Source organism: Bradyrhizobium sp. MOS001, assembly GCF_004634465.1.
GTDB lineage: Bacteria > Pseudomonadota > Alphaproteobacteria > Rhizobiales > Xanthobacteraceae > Bradyrhizobium > Bradyrhizobium barranii.
Genome location: NZ_SPVJ01000021.1, coordinates 102,395 through 122,139, shown reverse-complemented (window position 1 = coordinate 122,139; position 19,745 = coordinate 102,395). Strand labels below are relative to the sequence as shown.

Here is a 19,745-nt window from a genome sequence, read left to right as displayed (position 1 = left end):
GGATCTGTCCGCGCCTTCAACGAAGCGTCCCATCCATATCCCCCATCAGGAAACGGAGGAATCGTAACCGACTCGTGGCTTTTCACACAGCCAGGGTCAAAAACGGCGCTTGGGAAGTCGGCCGGTCACTTCCGGTCCGCCCCGATAAGCGGACCACTTCGCAGTTCGCTTGCAGTTCGCATTGGGGCCATCAGGAGAAGTAAGCCGTCCTCACTCGATCACTTCGTCGGTGCGGGCGAGGAGCCCTGGCGGTACAGCCACGTCGAGAGCCTTTGCCGTTTTGAGGTTGACTGCCAACCCCGTCCCGATGCACCCAACGACTTCTTTATCCAGCCCGCCGCCATCCCAATGAGGCGTGGCACGTCGCCCAACAGTCGAAGAGCGCCTGCCCTTCGGCGAGACTTGGTAGAACGAAATACGCTGGCGATACGCGAACGCAACACGACCGTCCGCGAGCTTGTTGTCACCGTCCATCGTAAACGGGTGGACGCTTTTGTGCCTCGGCATCACGGCCTTCCTGGAAATCCCTGGTCGTGAGCAGCGCACTATATTGGTCGCCGAGCTTAGCGAGCGCCGTCTGAGAGTCTTCGAGCGCCATATGGGAGGAGGCCAGGGACGTCTTAATCCCGAGAGGGCCGCATGCGGCGATCTTGTTGGCGATCTCGACAGCCTTCGCGAGAGCCGCATCTCGGTTTGGGGCCACTTCCTGAACCGTTCCCATCCGGAGGGCTTCCTTCGCACCCCAATGATCGCCTGTTAGAATGAACCGCATGGCATTTCCCCATCCGGCTTCTCTGGGGAAACGAACCGTTGCACCGCCTCCGGGAAAACGGCCGTGCGTATTCTCATCCTGACCGAACTCCGTGTCTTCCGACGCTACGCGTATGTCCGCTACAAGGAAAAGCTCGTGCGCCATATTCCAGGTGTCGCCATGCACCGCGACAACCAGAGGCTTCGTGAGCGCTGGCCCGGTCCGCCCCAGAGGGTCGATGAAGCCGGGCCCATCCATCATCTTTTTTCCCGACTGAGCGAATGCCTTGTAGGCATCGACATCGACACCTCTGGAGAAGCGGTCGCCATAGCCGAACAGAACCGCCGCACGGAGCGAGGGGTCCCGATCATACTCGTAGTATGCTCTCGCCACGCTTTCTGTCGCATCCGGATCCAGCCGGTTGTCGATGTAAGGCCGATTGATGCCAATCAGTACAATTTGGCCTCTGCGCTCGATGGTGATCTTCGTCTGCTGATCGTACGGGATGTCCGCCATAAGCCTGGACTGCGCGGCCTCGTCGGTTTGTGATGTCATCGACTTGTCTCCCGATTTCTGGGCCTGCAACGCAACCGTCCCGAAAAGAACGGCCACTACTCACCGCTATCGGTGCTGAAAGCTGTGGTGTTGAGCAACGCCAGGCATTGCCCCATAAGCCCTGTTGGCCCCATACCAGGGAGCCGCGCCGCCAGGGAGTTCGAGGCCCATTCTGCCTGCTGGCGTTAACTCGCAGTCGTTCAATATATCCCTATTGGGATATTGCGCCTGAAACGAAGCTGGATTTTGAGTCGCCCACGTCGGGCACTGGGCACTTGCAGAGGTTATCGCGCCAATCGACATCATCGCTGCAATAATGGAAGTCCTGAATCCAATCATAATCGTACTCCGAACGGTTGTTGTTTTCGTGCGGAGCGTTCGCGCTGGCTAGAATCGGCTGCTCTGTTGAAAGCGTTTCCTGCGAATTTTTTTGACAAGGATTAGCTAGGTATGCGCTTGGGAAAAGACACGCAGTGGAAAATCACAGCTGCGCGAACGGCAAATCGGCACGCTCACCATTGCGTGAGCCGCCCCCACATCCACGGATGTCTGACGTCGGGATTGCGGTCCTAGATCATGCGCCGAGGCTGTTGAAAGGAGCCGCCAAAAACCTCCTCCTTTCGCGTTCGGTAGATGGTGACGACCTCCCGGCACGCTTTGACATTCAACCGGTGGAAATCGATCTTCAATTGATCCAGCTCGCCAACGGTTATCCGGTAGTTGGCCGCGCCCAGGAACAGCAGCGCCATTGTGGTGGGCCATGAGAAATCGAGAGACTTGGCCAGGATCAACACCGGCTCGCGATCCTTCTCGATCAATGCCCGTTCCGCGACGTCTATTGGAAGCCCACAGAGCAACGACAGGGCAACGGTGGTCTCGTTGAACTTGAGAGAGTGAGCAAGCTCGAAGACCTTGTCTTCCGTCAATTCGCCTCTCTCGTGCAGTTTTGCCACCGTGCGTTTCGCCGTGAAGTAATCCTTCGACGCCGGGCCAAACCTGGCGTGAATGGCGCCGGTGACATCGACGACGACGCGATGGACCTGATTTTCGATATCCGGACGCTCCCTCTTCAGCTTTTGCCGCACCTCTTCAGAGGCTTTGGCGATCAACTGGTGGAAGAGATGTCGAGGAATATCCTTTCGAAGTCCTACCGATTCAGCGAGGATCGAATCCCCTTCCGACCGCCGCACCAGGTGCAGAAATCCGGATTTGGAGAGGTTCGCCCCGGCATTTGAAGCGACCGAGGTTACGACCTCGGGAGATCCGCGCACCACCAGGACATCGGTGACCGTTTCCGGGACCGTTTGCCGCTTGGAGATTGCAAGCAAATGTTGCTGGCTCTTGTTCTTGGCACACGCAATCAATGTCTCGGTGTCGAGGCGCTCCGACTGACTGAGAACCGGCCATGCGACATCGATGCAGTCGTCGCTTGCCATCTGCCGGGTCAACGCATAGGGCGCGTTTGAGCTGCATGCGAGCTTTCCCGCGAGCTTCGCCCGCGCGCTCGTTTCAATCTCTTGCGCGAGACGACCGATGACCTCACCGAACGTCCAGATCTGCTCCTCGGAATAAGTGCCGGCGATCAGGATGTCCGCCGCATGCCAGAGCGCCCGCAGACAACTCTCGGGATTTCCTCTCGCAACTGCTTCGTCCAACTCGGCCAAGAATGACGTGATAGCAGCCATTGATGCGCTCGCGGTTTGAAAATAATCGAACGACAAAAGCGGATTTCAAACGAATGGGCGATGACACCACTCCAGACCTGAACACGCCGTAAAATCATTCCCGCCGCCTCGGATCGGGCATAAGATTCGCCTAATCAGATCGATCGAATTTTAGGTAGTGCCTGACTTGGAGGAAGCGGACGCCGTCAACACCCGCCCAACGTAGCTGCACCCGCGAGGTCACGCGTTTTGACCAGCAGCAGCCTCCGGCAAGCGAAGGATACCTCGGCTGGGGCAGCAGCACCGCCCACCGAATGGTTCGGCTCACGCTTAAGGGATTACGGCGACAGTGCTACTGCGCGCCGTACTCGAATGGCTGAAATTGTAACTGGAGGCGCGACCGACGTAACTACAATACCAGCAACAGTCCCGAAACCAGCAAGATGCTGAGGATAATTCGCCGGAACAGCGCGTCATCGACGCAGCGAAAGACAAAAATCCCGAGCGCCGTTCCTGCAACGAGCGCCGGGATGCCGACGGCGAAGTCAACCAGGACCTTTGTCGACAGATCTCCTCGGATCAGCATGAGAACAAGTGCGAATATCTGCATGGCGGCGATGAAGGGTTGAACCATTCCGCGCTGTTCGGTTTTCGGCACGCCGTGGATGTCACACCATATGGTCGGTATTGCACCCGGCATTGCCGTCAACCCGCCGACAAAGCCTCCGCCGAAGCCGATCAATGCATTACGTCCCGCATTCATCTGCAGGCGATGAGAAAGCGCCGGCCGGAACAACGTGTAGGCCGCGTAGCAGGCGACGGCGAGACCAAAGCTCTCCCTGAAGATCCGGGCGTCTGCAGCTTGCAGCAACCACACGGCGATCGGAACGCCAAGCAATCCGCCGACGACCAGTCCCGAGCTCTGCTTCCAGCGGATGCTTTTTCTCAAGGCCCAAAGACCCGCGGCTTGCACGGTGATGCTGCAGGCCATCATCAGCGGGACCGCCTCCCGTGGCGGGAGAACGTGAAGGAGAATCGCGCCGGCCACCGCCGAAAAGGCAAAGCCCGCGAGGCCCGAGACGAAAGCGCCGCAAAACACGGCGATGCTGAGCAGGCAAAACGACGCCATGTCGCCCATGAGCTAACCCTTCGTGTCTGTCAAATCCTGGAATAGCGAGCTGGCGATCAGTCCCCGGACGACAGTCCGGGCGGCTCGGGCGGTGCCCCAGCATCGCTCTGGCGGGTCGACGTCAACATCGTGGCTGCAAGAATGTGAAAAATGACAACGCCGATGGCGATCGTTGCGAGCAGCGTATTCTCGCCCGGCGCCGAAATCCGAAGCTTGCGTTCGGACGGCTTTTCACTGACCGGCATTGTCTCGCCCTCCAACATCTGACCGAGAGGCAAACTGGGGCCACGCATTGTCGATCAGGTGGTAGTTCTGCCGAAGGGTGCGCTCTGCCTGCAGCCGTCGCGCATGGTGGAGCGCTTGAAGGAGGCGCCCAAACCAGCCTTCCTTTCGGGAAGACCCCGTGGAGGCGACAAACGAACTCGCTGAAATTGACGCATCGCCTCTGGGTGAAGCTCTGCCGTTAAACAATGGTACGGAGGATGCCACGAGCGACTGAAACATCTTGTGAAGCAACAACCCATAGAACACGCGGGTGAGACGCCGTGCCTTATCTTCCAAGCGCATGACACGAACACCTTGTGTGAGTGACCGGATACGGCTGGAAGTATCGAGCGGGACGCGGGGCCACGCTTTAAGGCGAGCTTAATTTGTTCTTATCGTTTCCTTGATTCTGAAGGGTGTGCTTGCTTTCGGGCCCGCGTACCGGTTGAATATCCGCCTTGCGCACACCTCCGAAGGCATTGTTTTGCTGTACCTATTTGACGAGTTTGTCCTCGACACCGACCGGCGGGAATTGCGCCGTGACGGACGTACGATCCCGTTGCAGCCCCAGGTTTTTGACGTCCTCGAATATCTGATCCGCCACCGCGCCCGGGTGGTGACCAAGGACGATCTGATCAGTGCAATCTGGGGCGGGCGCATCGTCTCGGAGTCGGCGCTCACCACCCGCATCAACGCAGCCCGTACCGGAATAGGCGATTCCGGCGAGGCGCAGCGGCTGATCAAGACTTTGCCGCGCAAAGGCGTCCGCTTTATCGGCACGGTGCGGGAAGCGGCCAGGGAGGTCGAGAACGCGGTCGTACCTCTGAAAACCGAAATCTCCACCCCGGTGGTCGGCCGGACCCCCTCCTTCGAGACGATCGACCAGATGACGCGGCACGTCCTGTCCGGCAAACGGCAGATGGCTTTTGTCACCGGAGAAGCCGGGATCGGCAAGACGGCCTTCATCGCCAAGGCGCTCGAGCAGCTGACGGAACAGGGCTTCGATCAGCTCTATGGGCGCTGCACCGAACGGTTCGGAACCGACGAAGTCTTTCTTCCACTCATCGATGCGCTGGTGAGCCGCTATCGCGCAAACGGCCCGGAACTGATTTCGGCAGTTCGCGCCCACGCACCCACCTGGATCCTGCAATTGCCAGGCGTCATCGACGCATCGGAACGCGCGGCTTTCCAGGACGAAGTGTTCGGCGCGACGCGCGAACGGATGCTGCGCGAATTCTGCGATCTTCTGGAAGCGCTGAGCCTCGACCGCCCCTGGGTTCTTGTTCTCGAAGATCTGCACTGGAGCGACTTCGCGACACTCGACGTCCTGTCTCGGTTCGCACGCGGGAACGGCAACGCGCGCGTGCTGGTCCTCTGCTCCTATCGTCCGGCCGACAGTTCCGTCGGCGGGCATCCCATCCCTCGCCTGCACCGGGACCTCGAGATTCACGGATACTGCAGCGAATTGCGCCTCGATCGGTTGTCGCGTCCGGAGGTCGAGCGTTACCTGGCATTGCGCTTCGGCGACGAGCAGCTTGCCTCCAGCCTGTCAAAGCCGGTATTCGAGCGAACGCTGGGACATCCGTTGTTTGTTGCCACGCTGCTCAAGCACTTGATCGACCAGGAGTCGATCATCGAAATTGACGACGGATGGCGCCTGTCCTCACAGGCGGCATTTGCGCAAGACCGCATTCCGGACAGCCTCGTGAACATGATCGGCCACGAGCTCGATCGCCTCACCGACAACGAGCGGCGTCTGCTCGACGTCGCCAGCGTTGCCGGCGAGGAATTTTCTGCGGCCCTCGTTGCGGCCGGTCTGTCCGACGATGCGATCGACGTCGAAAGGGACATCGAAGCGTCGATCCGGAAGGATCAAATCCTCGCTCGGTCAGGGGTTTCCGAGTGGCCCGATGGCACATATTCGGGCTGCTACGCTTTCCGTCACATTCTCTATCAGAACATCATCTACCAGAATCTGCCGCCGGGGCGCCGCGCACAAACGCACAAGCGCCTGGGCAAGAGGCTGGAGGAGGCCTATGCCGGCCGCACCCCTGAAATAGCGCCTGCGCTCGCACTTCACTTTGAGCAGGGTCGCGACTTTCCGAGCGCGTTGCGTTACCTCCGGGAAGCGGCAAAGAACTCGACGAAACGCCTCGGCCACGCGGAGGCCGCAAGCTATCTCACCCGCGCGCTTGGCATACTCGATCGTTTCGATGCTGCCGACAAATTCTCGACCCGCGTCGCTCTTCTGCGGGAGCGAAGCTGGGCTCTTCGCTCGTGCGGCGACCTCGCCGGCTCCATCCGTGATCTGCGAGACATGATTGCCGGCGCCGAACAAGCGGGCGAGATCAAGCAACAGCTCAACGGCCTTACGGCTGTGAGCAGCCTCTGCTTGCGCGTGGATCGCCACGCCTGCCTTGAGGCCGCTGAAGATGTGCTGTCGCGAAGCCAGGCGCTGGCGGACGACACATTCAAGGCTCTGGTCCAGGGCAGCAGCGCGAGCGTCAACCTGTTCCTCAACGGCTGGCGCAAACAGGACGCCACGCTCTGCGACAGGGCGATCGAGCTGAGCGCGAATGCCACGCATTATGGCATCCTGATCAGGCGCAATGGAATATCCGGTATCGTCGATTGCTGGAGGTCGCGGTACCAGGAGTGCCGCCGCGCCGGCACGGAAGGCAAGCGGTTGGCCCGTCTGGCCGGCGACGTCTACACTTTTGTTCTGTTCAACGTTCTTGAGTCGATCGCGCTTATTCATCTGGGCGAGTGGCGCGAGTTGCGACTTGAAATCACGGCCGGCCTCGAACTGGCCGTCAGGAACGCGAACGGCCCCAGCAGCGCATTGTGCCGGCTGACGCTTGCGTGGTTGCACGTCGAAGCGATGGACTTTGATGGAGCCCGTGAGCTCTGCGAAAGCGTCGACGATAGTCTGCTGGTCGGAGATCAGTCGACCTACTTCCACAAGCGGGCCGTCCTTGCCAAGGCCTATGTCGGGCTGAACGACCCGTCGGGAGCTCGCAGGCAATTTGATGACATCGAGCGCCGCAGGCATGAAGAAGGCATCGATATCGAGTTTACCGCCGCGACGCAGGTGTATCATTGTCTCGGCGAATATTACCTGCAGGTTGACGACTTTACGCAGGCTGAGAGCTGTGCGCGCCAGCTCCACGACTATGTGGCCACGGCTCCGGATCTCAATCACCTGGCCCAGGCCCACGGACTGCTCGCCCGTACTGCGCTTGCCATGGGCAATTCAGCGGAGGCTCAGTTGCAGCTGTCCCGCGCGCTGGAGATCGTCGACAGCGCCGACTTCCCGATTGCTTCCTGGCGGGTGTACCGCACGGCCGCCGAGATCTTCGCGAAGTACGGCGACGTCGACAGAGCGGCGACGTATCGCATGCGATTTGTCGAGACCGTCCGAAGGCTCGCGCAAAATTTCGAACCCGGGGATCGGCTGCACAAGAGCCTGCTCGCCATGTTGGCGACGCGAACAGCGCAACTGGAAGCAATGACCTCTCTGCCTTCGCGGCCCGACAGTGCACGCCATTGACCCGATCCGCCTCGACACGCATGGCGGCCAGGTCTGCAATCTACCGATCGGTCGGCCGAAATGGCGATAAACTGTGCGGCAAGTTGCGATGAAAATGGCCAAGCTACTTTGAGCTTCGCGCCGCGCGCCAATCCTTGCGAACGCCGGCGAGGTCCGCTGCTCAGCATATCATGGGGTTATCCCCGTGGTCGCAAACTCCACCCGGTTGATCCGAGGGCACTGGCGCAAATGCGTGGTAGGCCGGCGCAGCGATCGATCGCTCGAAGCGGGAGCTCGCCCCCACGCCCTGTTCGGTGTGCCGATCGCCAGTGCGGTGCTCACGCGCCTGGAGCGGCGTGCTGAAGATTGCGGTGACGACCAGTCCGGTCAACAACGCCTTGGACAGGACTGATCCGACGAGATTTTTGAATGGTGTCATCGTGGTGGTTCCTTTCGTTTGGGGGATCCCCCGCGAGGCAAGAGATCCGATCCACCACCCTTAGACGTGCGTTGTCGCGCGCTTATTCCCAAGTCACAAAGTAGTTTCCGAGGCGCGTACAATCTTCTCGGACACGAGACAGAGCTCTACGCCAGATTCGGTTGCCTGCATCGAACGTGAATAAAAGTTTAGTTAGCCGAGAGCCGGGCGCGTCCACGCGGTGCGAGGCGAACCTTGTTGAGGCTGTGACGGCGAGACCGAAAACGCGGATGGACCCACGGCGCGTATGAGATCATATTACCCAGGCATCACTTTGTTCGAAGAGCAAAGGATTAATCGAATGTACGCCAACATTCTCTTGAGCACGGACGGATCGGACGTCGCGCGAAAAGGCGTTGAGCATGGCATTGCCCTGGCGAAGGCGTTGAACGCCAGGCTGACGATCATCACTGTGACGGAAGCGCTGCCGGTCGACTATGGGAGCGGACACGCCTCGGGATGGATTCCGACCCAGGAGGAGGTTGACAGCTATGACGCAGCCTGCAAAGCCCGTGCAGGCAAAGTGCTCGATGAAGCGCGCGCCATGTCGGAGCAGATCGGCACGCCTGCGGAACTCCTGCACGTTCCGAATGCGCACCCGGCGACTGCGATCATTGAAACAGCAGAGTCGAGAGGCTGCGACTTGATCGTCATGGCCTCTCATGGGCGTCGCGGCCTCAGGAAGCTGTTTCTGGGCAGCCAGACATCCGAGGTCCTGGTGTACGGAAGCGTGCCGGTGCTGGTCGTGCCAAAACCGGCATAGTGCAGGGCTTACCCGACGCCACTCGGCTGTTCTGCCGGGCGAGCCCAACCGAAACAAGGCGCCAATCGACCGCTCTCACGCGGCAGGAGAATTTTATGGTCAGTGAAAAAGGCCCGAACATCAAAAAGAAGCAGAAATGCAAAAATTGCGAGGGCAAAGGCTTGCTCAAGAAGGGCGAGAAGGTGGTGAAGTGCCAGCGCTGCAAGGGCACGGGGGTGCGGTGATGTTGAGTTGATGACCGCTCTATTCCCGGGGGATTGAGATGACAGTGCACTTCCAAGCAATCGATTTTATTTTTGATCAGCCCGGCTGGATCGGACCGAAGTCACGGCGTCACCGATTCGCCTTAGCGTATTCGTGTTGCGCAACGTGCCGACGCCCTTCAGGCGCCCCGCGCCTAACGCCGAAAGCAAACGCGATCGCGCTGGATCGCCCGTAAAATGGATCCAGAGATCGCCGCCGGCGACGGCTATTCGTTCATCGCTGACATAGCGTGCGAGGGCGTTTTCGCCACCTTTCGGGATTGGACTGCGCATCACGCGAACGGCGACCCTTTGCGGATCAGCGGTCGCTTCGGCACGAAACGGGTTTGCGCGTAGCAGGCGTCGCCACGCGTCAGCGTTGCGAACGATGATTGCGACATGCTTGCCGAACCGCACGTTGAAGGCCGCTTCGAGATTTTCTTCCAACTCGGAAATCGACGCCTTGTCGCTGTCAAACGTCAGATTTCCCGTCGCGCCGATGGTTCTGGGGTCGTGGAGGCCGAGGCCTTGCGCCATGGCACGCAGCTCGGCCATCGCCAATCGCCGGCCGAGCGGGAGAACCACACTGTAAAGCAGGGCCACGTAGGTCGTCATCGTTGGATGGCTCTCGTTCTCGGTCGGCTATCCTGACCAGCTTTATCGTTCACAACGTCAAATATCTTACGGGGTGCAGTCAAGCACTGTCACCGTAGTAGCCCGCACCATGAAGCCACTGGTATTCCGGCCGGCAACATCAAGCTTCGTGCGGTATTCTGGGCGATCCATCACAGAAAGGTCGTGAGCTCATAAGCCAGCACGGCTCCGCCAAGACAGCGCCGCCATGGGTTCACCCCGCGGAAAATCTCGTCGAGGGCCCAAACGATGAGGCCGCCTTTGAACACGATGTCCAGGGCAATAGCGGCATTGCCCGGCGGCTGCCAGATCCAGCGCAGGGCACCGGCCACGATGACGACCCAGAGAACGAGGTTGGGGGCCTGGGCGATCGTGATGTCACCGGTTTCGCGATTCCGAAAGAACCATTGCAGGAACCTGGACATGATCGCGCTCGCCTCTCCGATCGCGAAGATTATCGAGTACTCCGGTCGCCGCGATTCCCGATGTTTGCGATCGAGGGCCGCATCGGGTCTTTCGCGGTTTCGGGAGATGACGACGACAGCGCTGGATTGCTCGCCATCGACGGGCAGCCTATGCGTCCCGACGCATTGCGGCTGCTTCGGTGGAGCAGCCACATCGAACAAGGGCGCCGTCGCCGGCGCCCTTCATCGCTTGCCGCTCAATCCCGGCTGCGATGCAGCACGTGCCGTTGCTGCTGCGGCGCGTAGGCCCGCATCGGGTTGATACCGCAGCTCTCGTTGGTGCCGCTCGCGGTGGCGCGGCACTGCTCATAGGTGGAAAACTCGCAATTGCCGGGGTAGCCCGATTGGCGGCCCTGCAGGCAATAATTGTCTTGCACCTCGGTTGCGGACGCGGCGGTAGAGGATGCCGCGACGGTCAAGGTGGAAACGGCCGCAAGGACGGCGATGGCAAGATGACGATGCATGAGGGAACTCCTGTGTAGCGCTCGCCGGATGCGAGGACTCTCGTAAGCTAACGTTTGAGATCTCGAATACTTCGCAGCCGGAGAGATTAAATCGCTGTTATGTGCCACAGGGGCGGCACGCCCGTGCTCCGCTCTTGCGCCGCGGCGCGCGACCTTACAGTTCAGCTGGCCAGCCCGATCGCTCGGCTCGACGCAAGGACGACTTTACGATCAGGCGATGGAAGGGCGCGATTCCCGCGATATAGGCCCGCCCTCCCAAATGATTGAAGGTCACGACCGTTGTGGCGACAAGTCGGCGGCACAAGGCGGACTCTTCAACCAAAACGGACAAACGGAAGTCGAGATGGCGATCGTCCTCGCCAAGGATAATCTCATGACGACGCCGATCGTAGACCCGAAAGAAATCGATCCTGTCGGTCGCAACGTCATCGCGCAAGTCAGACGATGTCTTAAGACCGAACCCCGCAACCAAAGTGTCCCTTAGAGCCACCAGCCAGCCAACCCACCGCGCCTGACCCATAAGCATATGGGTGGCGAGGCGCTCGGCGTCGCCCGTCGCATGGCTCGGCAGATCGATCGCGAATGCGTCAGCGAAGCCCGCCTTGGCGTAGAGCGGCTTGAGCACCGAACGCTGCGGCAAATCCACTCGAGCAACGCGCGCCATAGATGTTCTGCCCGGACTGAATGGAAGCGAAGAGGCGGTGGAGACCAATAGCACCGGCGGGGCTCTCCAACAAGCGGCGAGGCCCCCGGGCAAGTCGATGCCCCCTCCCCACTCAGCGGTCATTGAAACTGAAGCGCGGACCACGCTGCCGGCCACGCCCACTCACCCTCCATCCACTACGCACTCCGCACCATCGATAACGTAGGCTGCGTGACGAAAATCCCTGATGATGGCGAGCTTGTCGGCGGACCAGTTCAACAGCATGAAATATTTCGCCCGCCCGCTCGGCTCATTCGGATCGAACACCAGGATCGCGGGACGTCCGTCGACCTGCCCCGTCACCAGGTGCCAGTCGCTGATCTTCGAATAATTGCCGAAATAGCGCGACACCTCGGCCTTGCCGTTCAGCCTGGTGCGGTTGATGAGCTCGAGCCTGACGTCATCGGCGATCATGGCGCGGATCGCGTCGAAGTCGCGCGCATTGAAATGGCCGACATAGGCGTTGAGCCGCGTGCGATCGGCCTCCGACAGGCCTGGCTGCGGCACATCGTCAGGCTCCTCGGCGAACTCACGCAGCTGCGTGCGCCCGCGATGCAGCGCGGCCTTCACCGCCGGCAGGCTGAAATCCATGATGTCGCAGACCTCGGCAAGCGAGCAGCCGAGCACGTCCATCAGGATCACGCTGGACCGCTGCGCCACCGGCAGCCGCATGAAGGTGCGCAGGCTGGTCGCAGCGATCTGGCGGCTTTCCACATCATCGAGCTGGTCGGCAATCATCTCCACCTCCTCAGCCGAATGAAGCGCCTCCTGTCGGTTGCGGCGGCGCAGGAAATCCAGCGCGGTGTTGTGCGCGATGCGGAACAGCCAGCCCTCCGTATTGACGACGGGCGTGACCGATTGCAGCGCTCCCATCGCCTTGATCAGCGCATCCTGCAGCACATCCTCACCGTCGATGACCGAGCCGACCATGCGCGCGCAGTAGCGATGCAGCTTCGGCCGCATCTGCGCCAGCAGCGCCTCGATATCGATGGTGGCCAGTGGCTCTGGCGCCATTGTTCCTCCGCCTCGCCTGGTCAGGACTCGTTCAGCATACGGTAGTTGCCGACGATCCTCACATCACGAACCAGCGGCGGCTCGGCGCAGCGGTCGCGGATGCCGTCCTGGAACGCCTGAAACGCCCTGAGTTTCGGGATCGGGCTCGAGCCGTCCTCGGCCGCGGCCTCGACCAGATGGATGAAGGTGTCGTCCTCCAGCCGCAGCGTCAGATAGCGCACGCCGTCCGGCCCGGCCGCCTTCAATTCGGCAAATACCGCCGAAACCAGCTCGGCGTTCCTGTCGGCCAGCTCGGGCTTGGCCTTGTACCTGATCAACGTCCTTTTCATCGCGCTCTCCTTGCTCATCTCGCGACCTGGCTCGCCCATCGCGCGCCATCTTTCCATTTCGGCATGACCCTCCCGGAAAACCGGTGCCCCGCTTTCCGGATCAAGCTCGCGTCAATGGCCGCGTCATCCCCAAGGACGTTTGGCGGCCGGCGAAGGATGCAGCCGGGGAAAAATTATTTCCGGGCGCATCCTTTGCCCCTCCGACCTCGTCTAGCCCACAGAACGCGCCGCGACAGGGTGGCTCGACACACGGAGAGAGGGCGATGCAGACCCCGACCAATCGCGCCGAGAAGAACTGGGTGCTTGGCGTCACCGCGCTGGCATCCTTCATGATGGCGCTGGACGCCATGATCATCACGACGGCATTCGCGACCATCCGCGCCGAATTCGGCAGCCCGGTCGAGACGCTGCAATGGACCGTCAACGCCTTCAACCTGACCTTTGCCGTGCTGCTCCTGACCGGCGCCGCGCTCGGCGACCGCTTCGGTCGCCGCCGCATGTTCGCGGCCGGGATCGCCCTGTTCGTCGTTGCATCGGCGGCCTGTGCGCTCGCCGGCAATGCCACCGCGCTGATCGCCGCCCGCGCGCTGCAGGGCGCCGGCGCCGCTTTGGTGATGCCGCTGGCGATGGCGATCCTGAGCGGCACGTTCGGCCGCGAGGAGCGCGCCCGCGCGCTTGGCATTTTCGCCAGCATCACCGGCTGCGCGCTGATCATCGGCCCCGCCATCGGCGGCTTCATCACCGAACATTTCGGCTGGCGCTGGGTGTTCTGGATCAACCTGCCGATCGGCCTGATCGCGATCGCCCTGGTGCTGGCACGCTTGCGCGAAAGCTTCGGACCGGCTTCCGCATTGGACATCGCCGGACTGGCGCTCGTCGCCCTCGCGGCGCTGGCGCTGGTCTGGAGCCTGTTGCGCGGCAACGCCGTGGGGTGGGCGAGCGCCGAGGTCATGGGCACGCTGATGTCAGGCCTGGTATTCACAGCCGGCTTCGTGCTCTGGGAATTGCGCGCGGCCGCGCCGATGGTGCCGATGCGACTGTTTGCATCGCGCGCCCTCGCCTCCGGCATGTCCGCAAGCGTCCTGTTCTACGCCGCGATGTATGGCGTCTTGTTCCTGCTGCCGCAGTTCCTGCAGACCACGCTGGGCTTCGACGCCTTCGGCGCCGGACTTCGCCTGCTGCCCTGGACCGCGACGCTGTTCGTCACCGCCCCGATCGCCGGCGCGGTCGTCAACAGGTTCGGCGAGCGGCCGCTGGTGGTGACGGGATTGCTGATGCAGGCGATCGGCCTTGGCTGGATCGCGGAGATCGTGAGCCCCACGGTCGCCTACTCCGCCTTGGTCGCGCCGCTGGTGCTGGCCGGCGTCGGCGTCTCGATGGCGATGCCGGCAGCGCAGAACGCGATCCTGAGCTCGGTCGCGGTGGCTGAAATGGGCAAGGCGTCCGGCGTCTTCAACATGGGCCGCTTCCTCGGGGGCATGTTCGGCATCGCTGCGCTGGTGGCGAGCTTCTCGGCCAACGGCGGGGCCTACTCGGCCGCACATTTCGAGAGCGGATTTGCTGCGGCGATGCGCCTCGCCGCAATGCTGTCGTTGGCCGGCGCGATTGCGGGGCTTTTCCTGCCGGCACGGCGACGGACCGCCAGTGCAGCCGCGCCACAGGATGCGTGACGCTGACACAGGCACGGGGCTGCGGTGACGTTGAGGTGGTGACCTCCCTCATGCCAAGGTAAGGGCCGCCAAGCCGTCAGCGGCGGATACCGCACCATTCACTGTTCGCCCCACCCGAACAGTGAAGCCAATTCCAGCGGGATTATCCAGCCAACCTCCCTGCCTATTATCTCCCCATCAAACAGGGAGACCCCACCATGACCACCCAGCACCCACGCACAGCCATCGTCACCGGCAGCTCGAAGGGCATTGGCGCGGCGGTCGCCGAGCGGCTGGCGCGGGACGGCCTCGCCGTCGTCGTCAACTATGCGAGCGGCGCTGCGCCAGCCGAGGCGCTGGTGGCGAAGATCAAGGCCGCCGGTGGAGCGGCGATTGCGGTCAAAGCCGACATCAGCAAGCTGGCTGACGTGCGCGCGCTGTTCGACGCGGCCGAGACGGCGTTCGGCGGCGTCGACGTGCTCGTCAACAATGCCGGGATCATGAAGGTCGCCCCATTGGCCCAGACCACCGACGAGGTGTGGGACCAGACCATCGCGATCAACCTCACGGGCACCTTCTATGCGCTGCGTGAAGCGGCGAAGCGGCTGCGCGAGGGCGGCCGGATCGTGAATTTCTCAACGAGCGTGGTCGGGCTTTATCAGCCGTCCTATGCGGCTTACGCCGCGACCAAGGCCGGCATCGAGGCGATCACCCACATCCTCTCGAAGGAGCTGGGCGTGAGGCGGATCACGGTCAACGCGATCGCGCCGGGCCCTGTCAACACCGAGCTATTCCACAACGCCAATCAGCACGACATCTCGCCGATCATCGATCGGACGCCTCTGCATCGTCTCGGCGAACCCGACGACATCGCGCGCGCGATCTCGTTCCTGGTCGGGCCCGACGGCGGCTGGATCAACGGCCAGATCCTGCGCGCCAATGGCGGCATCATCTGAAGCCGCATCGTCTGGAGATCATGACCATGAGCGATGCGATCACGGGCGGGGCCCCACGGCACAGCCCCGCGTCCCTGCTGTTGCCTGGCTTGCGAAATTTCTACGAGATCGCCAATCCCGTTTCCTATGCGTTTCTGCGCGTTGCCTTCGGATTGATCCTGTTCACGCACGGCTTGCCGAAATTGCTCGGCGAGTCCCACGGCGCCATGGCCAATCCGTTCGCGAGCTCCATCAATTTCATCACCAATTCATTGCATTTTCCGGCCCCGGTGGCGTTCGGCTATTTCGTGATGCTGCTGGAAACCATCGGGGCCATCATGCTCGCCGCGGGGCTGTTCACCCGCCTCGTCGCGCCGATGGTCGCCGTGCAGATGGCGATGATCTGCCTTATCCATTACCCCAAATGGGCCTGGATCGATCGCGGCATGGAGTACCCGTTCCTGATGGGCCTCGTTGCCCTGCACATGTCGTTTCGAGGCGGCGGGCGATTCTCGGCGGACCGCTTGATCGGACGGGAGCTTTGAAGGCGCGCCGGAGGGCCCTGCCCGCTCCGGCCGCGCGAGGTCTTCACACCGCCGCCGTTCGATCCCCCCGCACACAACGCCACAGCAGATCGGCGATCTCGGCGCGGCGCTGCGCCCTCGCCTTTGGCGAGGACATGTCGAAGGCGAATTGCGCCTCGAACGTGTGACGGTTGGCGACCGCGAAGAAGCTCAGCGCATTCAGCGTCATATGCAGTTCGACCGGATCGATGCCGGGCCGGATCGCGCCGCAGGCCGCGCCGCGCTCCAGCACCTTGGCAATCTGGCTGATGCTCGGCTGCGTCATCTCCTTGAGCCTGCGGCTGATGGCCATGTGCCGTCCGCGATGGATGTTCTCGATGCTGACGAGGCGGACGAATTGCGGATGGGCCTGGTGGAAATCGAAGGTGAATTCGGCAAGCCGGCGGATCGCGGCCTCCGGCTCCAGCGCCTCGAGATGCAGATCCTCCTCGGCGGCGCGCATCTCCGCATAGGCCATCTCCAGCACCGCGGTGAACAGCTCTTCCTTCGAGTTGAAATAGTAGAAGATCAGCCGCTTGGTGATGTTGGCGCGGGCGGCGATGGCGTCGGTGTTGCCGCCGGACAAGCCGTTCTCGGCGAACTCCTCGAAGGCGATGTCGAGGATCTCCTGCCGCGTCCGCTCGCGGTCGCGCCGCTTGATCGGCACCGGCTTCGCCGCCCGGACGGGCTGCTTCTTCACACCTGGCATCTGGCCCTTCGGTCCTTCACGGCGGCCGGTCGCGGCATCGCCCTCCCTCCATAGCGCAATCGCGGGCCCTTGACATCAATTATCCCATTGGGTAATTATCAATTAACCTATGGATTAATTAAGAGGGAGGAGACACATGCGCCTGACCGGCGACCGCCGCGCCAGCTCCCGACTGCCGCGATTGCCTGTGCGGGCGAGCAGGCCATGACCGCGCTCGGCCTTGCCCATCTCACCGCGTTGGAGCTTGCGCCCACGGCGCTGGTTGCCGAGGCGGCGCGAGCCGGGTTTGCAGCCGTCGCGCTACGCTTCATCCCGGCAACCAGCGACGGGCCGGCCTATCCGACGCAGGTCGGCACCGAGGCCCACCGAGCGCTGAAGCGCGTGCTTGACGGCGAGGGCGTGCGGGTCAGCGACATCGAGCTGGTCCAGCTCAAGCCCGCCATCGACATCTCCTCGCTCGCAGGCTGTATCGAAGCCGGCGCCGATCTCGGCGCCACAGCGATCATCGCTTCGGGCGACGATCCGGATCGGTCCCGGCTCACCGCGCGTTTCGCCGAGCTCTGCCAACTCGCCGCGTCGTTCGGACTGCGCGTCGACCTCGAATTCATGCGCTGGCGCGCGATCGGCAATTTGGCGCAGGCCGCGGCGGTCATCCGCGACGCAGGCCAGACCAACGGCGCCATCCTGGTCGACGCGTTGCACCTGGCGCGCTCCGGCGGCCGCGCCGCCGACCTGATCCCGCTTCCCGACCATTGGCTCCGCGCCGCGCAACTCTGTGATGCCGTCGCCGAAACGCCGGCAACGGACGCGGCCATCATTGCCGAGGCGCGCGCGGGACGGCTGCCGCCCGGCGACGGCGCTCTGCCGCTCGGCGCACTGCTGGAGGCGCTGCCCACTGATGCCGCCCTCAGCGTCGAGATGCCGTTGCCGGCGCTCGACGCGAGAGAGCGGATCGCCACGGCGTTCAACGCGACCAGGAACTTGCTCGAAGGCTAGGCCCGCGGCGCCAGACGCCGCGACTGCCACGGCTGGGCCTAAACCCAACGGAATGCACGAGATGACAAAAATCAGGATTGGCGTGATCGGCGCAGGATTGATCGGGCGCAAACATCTGCGCAAGCTGGCCGAGCATGGCGACTACGAGCTCGCCGGCATCGCCGACGTCAACGCCGAGCAGGTCGCGGCCGAGCAGCCCGGCGCACGCGTCTTCGCGGATTACCGGAAGCTGCTCGACGAGGCGCGGCCCGAGGCCGTGATCATCGCGTCGCCCAATCAGCTCCACGCCGAGAACGGCATCGCATGCGCGCGGGCCGGCATCCATATCCTGATCGAAAAGCCGGTCACCGATACGCTGGAGACCGCCGCCGGCCTGATCGCGGAAGTCCGCAAGGCCGGCATTCGGTCGCTGGTCGGGCATCACCGCCGCCATCATAGGCAGGTGAAGGCGCTCAAGGCGCTGCTTGGCGAGGGCCGTATCGGCGATGTCGTCGGCGTCTCGGCGATCTGGGCCACGCACAAGCCGGCCGACTATTTCAAGGCTGCGCCCTGGCGCTCGCAAGCCGGTGGCGGGCCGATCCTGATCAATCTGATCCACGAGATCGACTTCCTGCGCTTCGCGGTCGGCGAGATCGTCGCCGTGGAGGCCATCGCCGCGAACCGGCAGCGCGGCTTCGCGGTCGAGGATACCGCCGCCGCGCTGCTCGAATTCGAGAACGGCGCGCTCGGCACGTTCTTCCTCAGCGACTGCGCGGTGACGCCCTGGACGATGGAGCAGGGACTCGGCGAGGCGCCGGAGTTTCCGTTCAGCGGACAGAGCAGCTACCGCCTGATGGGCCGCCGCGGCGCGATCGAATTCCCAAGTCTCGATCAATGGACGCAGGAAGGCGGCGCGCAGGACTGGAACAGGCCGATCCAGGCGCAGGCCAATCATGCGGCGTCGACCGATCCTTATGTCGCCCAGCTCGATCATTTCCGCGACGTGGTCCGGGGCGTGACGCCGTCGCTGCAACCGGTCGAGGACGGCGCGCGAAGCCTGCTGGTGACGCTCGCGATCGCAGAGGCCGCGACGGCGCGACGGCGCATCGACCTGCGCGAGCGCTACGCGGGGCTAGGACAAGGCGAGCAGGCAACGACCTAGAGCACGGCTTTCACCGCCGTCGGACAGACGCGAACGGGCCAAGCCACGCCAAGAGGGCGGCCCGGCCACGCCAAGAGGGCGGCCCGGAGGGAGGAGCGAGGTGAACTACAAGTTCGATTTCGGACCCGTGATCGAGGGCCTGCCGGAGCTGCTCTGGGGCTGTGCCGGCACGCTCGGCCTGGCGCTGTCGGGCATGGTGCTGGCGCTGATCATCGGGATCGGCGGCGTGCTGCTGCGCGATTCCCGGCTTGCGTCGCTGCGCTGGCTAGTCATCGCGTTCGTCGAGGCGATCCGCAACACGCCATTCCTCGGCCAGATCTACTTCGTCTTCTTCGCGCTGCCGATGGTCGGCATCCGCCTCGATCCCACGCTGACCGCGATCATCGCGCTCGGCGTCAACGGCGGCGCCTATGCGATCGAGATTATCCGCGGCGGCGTGCAGTCGATCAACAAGGGGCAGGTCGAGGCGGGACTGGCGCTCGGCCTGAGCCGGACCCTGATCTTCCGCCTGATCGTGCTGAAGCCGGCGCTGCGCGCGATTTTCCCGTCGCTGACCAGCCAGTTCATCATGCTTACGCTGACGACGAGCATCGCATCGGCGATCTCGGCCTATGAGCTGACCTCGGTCGGACAGGCGATCGAGACCAATACGTTCCGCAGCTTCGAGGTCTATGGCGTCGTCACGCTGCTCTATCTCGCGATGTCGTGGATGCTGATGCAGATGTTCGCGCGGATCAACGCGCGCTTCCTGCTCTATCCCGTGAAGTGAG

General features: G+C 62.7%; 19 protein-coding genes. 9 read left to right on the top strand and 10 right to left on the bottom strand.

The window, feature by feature from the left end:
* Positions 1-463 precede the first annotated feature (463 nt).
* The 3 genes from CT676_RS24475 to CT676_RS24460 form a co-directional block, all read right to left on the bottom strand.
* Positions 464-1,306: an enoyl-CoA hydratase-related protein gene (locus tag CT676_RS24475; protein WP_244623263.1), complete on the bottom strand. Its 843-nt coding sequence runs from the start codon at positions 1,304-1,306 to the stop codon at positions 464-466.
* Between the two features lie 569 nt (positions 1,307-1,875).
* Positions 1,876-2,991, bottom strand: coding sequence for a DUF2336 domain-containing protein (locus CT676_RS24465; protein ID WP_085403290.1), 1,116 nt, complete (start codon positions 2,989-2,991; stop codon positions 1,876-1,878).
* A gap of 388 nt (positions 2,992-3,379) precedes the next feature.
* A complete protein-coding gene (locus CT676_RS24460; RefSeq protein ID WP_085403289.1) occupies positions 3,380-4,108 on the bottom strand; it encodes a sulfite exporter TauE/SafE family protein in 729 nt (242 codons plus the stop codon).
* 700 nt (positions 4,109-4,808) lie between these two features.
* Between CT676_RS24460 and CT676_RS44865 the strand changes: the two genes are divergently transcribed.
* From CT676_RS44865 to CT676_RS46095, 3 genes are all read left to right on the top strand, one after another.
* Positions 4,809-7,913, top strand: a complete 3,105-nt coding sequence (locus CT676_RS44865; protein ID WP_135215560.1) for an AAA family ATPase — start codon at positions 4,809-4,811, stop codon at positions 7,911-7,913.
* A gap of 758 nt (positions 7,914-8,671) precedes the next feature.
* Positions 8,672-9,133, top strand: coding sequence for a universal stress protein (locus CT676_RS24445; RefSeq protein ID WP_085403286.1), 462 nt, complete (start codon positions 8,672-8,674; stop codon positions 9,131-9,133).
* A 95-nt stretch (positions 9,134-9,228) separates the two neighbouring features.
* On the top strand, positions 9,229-9,357 hold the full coding sequence (locus CT676_RS46095; RefSeq protein ID WP_256376431.1) for a hypothetical protein: 129 nt from the start codon (positions 9,229-9,231) through the stop codon (positions 9,355-9,357).
* Between the two features lie 66 nt (positions 9,358-9,423).
* Here CT676_RS46095 and CT676_RS24440 read toward each other — a convergent pair whose 3' ends face one another.
* The 6 genes from CT676_RS24440 to CT676_RS24415 all read right to left on the bottom strand — a co-directional run bounded on the left by CT676_RS24440 (position 9,424) and on the right by CT676_RS24415 (position 12,982).
* Positions 9,424-9,990 (bottom strand): DUF1697 domain-containing protein, encoded by a 567-nt coding sequence (locus CT676_RS24440; RefSeq protein WP_085403285.1) that lies wholly within the window; start codon positions 9,988-9,990, stop codon positions 9,424-9,426.
* A 170-nt stretch (positions 9,991-10,160) separates the two neighbouring features.
* Positions 10,161-10,433 carry a hypothetical protein gene (locus CT676_RS24435; RefSeq protein ID WP_085403331.1) on the bottom strand — a complete coding sequence of 91 codons (273 nt, stop codon included), beginning with the start codon at positions 10,431-10,433 and terminating at the stop codon, positions 10,161-10,163.
* A gap of 236 nt (positions 10,434-10,669) precedes the next feature.
* Positions 10,670-10,936 carry a DUF3551 domain-containing protein gene (locus CT676_RS24430; protein WP_085403284.1) on the bottom strand — a complete coding sequence of 89 codons (267 nt, stop codon included), beginning with the start codon at positions 10,934-10,936 and terminating at the stop codon, positions 10,670-10,672.
* A gap of 154 nt (positions 10,937-11,090) precedes the next feature.
* Positions 11,091-11,600: a DUF2867 domain-containing protein gene (locus tag CT676_RS24425; protein ID WP_063985328.1), complete on the bottom strand. Its 510-nt coding sequence runs from the start codon at positions 11,598-11,600 to the stop codon at positions 11,091-11,093.
* 162 nt (positions 11,601-11,762) lie between these two features.
* Positions 11,763-12,653 carry an RNA polymerase sigma factor gene (locus CT676_RS24420; protein WP_085403283.1) on the bottom strand — a complete coding sequence of 297 codons (891 nt, stop codon included), beginning with the start codon at positions 12,651-12,653 and terminating at the stop codon, positions 11,763-11,765.
* A 20-nt stretch (positions 12,654-12,673) separates the two neighbouring features.
* Positions 12,674-12,982, bottom strand: a complete 309-nt coding sequence (locus tag CT676_RS24415; protein WP_071917696.1) for a hypothetical protein — start codon at positions 12,980-12,982, stop codon at positions 12,674-12,676.
* A 263-nt stretch (positions 12,983-13,245) separates the two neighbouring features.
* On the opposite strand from CT676_RS24415, the gene CT676_RS24410 reads away from it, so the two are divergent.
* The 3 genes from CT676_RS24410 (at position 13,246) to CT676_RS24400 (ending at position 16,111) form a co-directional block, all read left to right on the top strand.
* Entirely contained in the window at positions 13,246-14,652 is a 1,407-nt protein-coding gene (locus tag CT676_RS24410; RefSeq protein WP_085403282.1) for a DHA2 family efflux MFS transporter permease subunit, read from the top strand.
* Between the two features lie 197 nt (positions 14,653-14,849).
* On the top strand, positions 14,850-15,587 hold the full coding sequence (locus tag CT676_RS24405) for an SDR family oxidoreductase (protein ID WP_135215559.1): 738 nt from the start codon (positions 14,850-14,852) through the stop codon (positions 15,585-15,587).
* A gap of 26 nt (positions 15,588-15,613) precedes the next feature.
* Entirely contained in the window at positions 15,614-16,111 is a 498-nt protein-coding gene (locus CT676_RS24400) for a DoxX family protein (protein WP_167768142.1), read from the top strand.
* 43 nt (positions 16,112-16,154) lie between these two features.
* Here the strand turns inward: CT676_RS24400 and CT676_RS24395 are convergent, their stop codons facing one another.
* Complete coding sequence (locus CT676_RS24395) at positions 16,155-16,838, bottom strand: TetR/AcrR family transcriptional regulator (RefSeq protein WP_085403281.1); 684 nt, start codon at positions 16,836-16,838, stop codon at positions 16,155-16,157.
* 204 nt (positions 16,839-17,042) lie between these two features.
* On the opposite strand from CT676_RS24395, the gene CT676_RS24390 reads away from it, so the two are divergent.
* The 3 genes from CT676_RS24390 (at position 17,043) to CT676_RS24380 (ending at position 19,744) form a co-directional block, all read left to right on the top strand.
* Positions 17,043-17,834 carry a TIM barrel protein gene (locus CT676_RS24390; RefSeq protein ID WP_135215558.1) on the top strand — a complete coding sequence of 264 codons (792 nt, stop codon included), beginning with the start codon at positions 17,043-17,045 and terminating at the stop codon, positions 17,832-17,834.
* 61 nt (positions 17,835-17,895) lie between these two features.
* Complete coding sequence (locus tag CT676_RS24385) at positions 17,896-18,975, top strand: Gfo/Idh/MocA family oxidoreductase (protein WP_094184291.1); 1,080 nt, start codon at positions 17,896-17,898, stop codon at positions 18,973-18,975.
* A 100-nt stretch (positions 18,976-19,075) separates the two neighbouring features.
* Positions 19,076-19,744 (top strand): amino acid ABC transporter permease, encoded by a 669-nt coding sequence (locus tag CT676_RS24380; protein ID WP_085403278.1) that lies wholly within the window; start codon positions 19,076-19,078, stop codon positions 19,742-19,744.
* Position 19,745: the final 1 nt, after the last annotated feature.

Bases quoted from the DNA above. Each gene is read 5' to 3' on its own strand.
- CT676_RS24390 (WP_135215558.1), top strand. From the start codon at position 17,043: ATGACCGCGCTCGGCCTTGCCCATCTCACCGCGTTGGAGCTTGCGCCC.
- CT676_RS46095 (WP_256376431.1), top strand. From the start codon at position 9,229: ATGGTCAGTGAAAAAGGCCCGAACATCAAAAAGAAGCAGAAATGCAAA.
- CT676_RS24410 (WP_085403282.1), top strand. From the start codon at position 13,246: ATGCAGACCCCGACCAATCGCGCCGAGAAGAACTGGGTGCTTGGCGTC.
- CT676_RS24475 (WP_244623263.1), bottom strand. From the start codon at position 1,306: ATGACATCACAAACCGACGAGGCCGCGCAGTCCAGGCTTATGGCGGAC.
- CT676_RS24430 (WP_085403284.1), bottom strand. From the start codon at position 10,936: ATGCATCGTCATCTTGCCATCGCCGTCCTTGCGGCCGTTTCCACCTTG.
- CT676_RS24435 (WP_085403331.1), bottom strand. From the start codon at position 10,433: ATGTCCAGGTTCCTGCAATGGTTCTTTCGGAATCGCGAAACCGGTGAC.
- CT676_RS24395 (WP_085403281.1), bottom strand. From the start codon at position 16,838: ATGCCAGGTGTGAAGAAGCAGCCCGTCCGGGCGGCGAAGCCGGTGCCG.
- CT676_RS24420 (WP_085403283.1), bottom strand. From the start codon at position 12,653: ATGGCGCCAGAGCCACTGGCCACCATCGATATCGAGGCGCTGCTGGCG.
- CT676_RS24465 (WP_085403290.1), bottom strand. From the start codon at position 2,991: ATGGCTGCTATCACGTCATTCTTGGCCGAGTTGGACGAAGCAGTTGCG.
- CT676_RS24385 (WP_094184291.1), top strand. From the start codon at position 17,896: ATGACAAAAATCAGGATTGGCGTGATCGGCGCAGGATTGATCGGGCGC.
- CT676_RS24460 (WP_085403289.1), bottom strand. From the start codon at position 4,108: ATGGGCGACATGGCGTCGTTTTGCCTGCTCAGCATCGCCGTGTTTTGC.
- CT676_RS24415 (WP_071917696.1), bottom strand. From the start codon at position 12,982: ATGAAAAGGACGTTGATCAGGTACAAGGCCAAGCCCGAGCTGGCCGAC.
- CT676_RS24440 (WP_085403285.1), bottom strand. From the start codon at position 9,990: ATGACGACCTACGTGGCCCTGCTTTACAGTGTGGTTCTCCCGCTCGGC.
- CT676_RS24425 (WP_063985328.1), bottom strand. From the start codon at position 11,600: ATGGCGCGCGTTGCTCGAGTGGATTTGCCGCAGCGTTCGGTGCTCAAG.
- CT676_RS24445 (WP_085403286.1), top strand. From the start codon at position 8,672: ATGTACGCCAACATTCTCTTGAGCACGGACGGATCGGACGTCGCGCGA.
- CT676_RS24405 (WP_135215559.1), top strand. From the start codon at position 14,850: ATGACCACCCAGCACCCACGCACAGCCATCGTCACCGGCAGCTCGAAG.
- CT676_RS24400 (WP_167768142.1), top strand. From the start codon at position 15,614: ATGAGCGATGCGATCACGGGCGGGGCCCCACGGCACAGCCCCGCGTCC.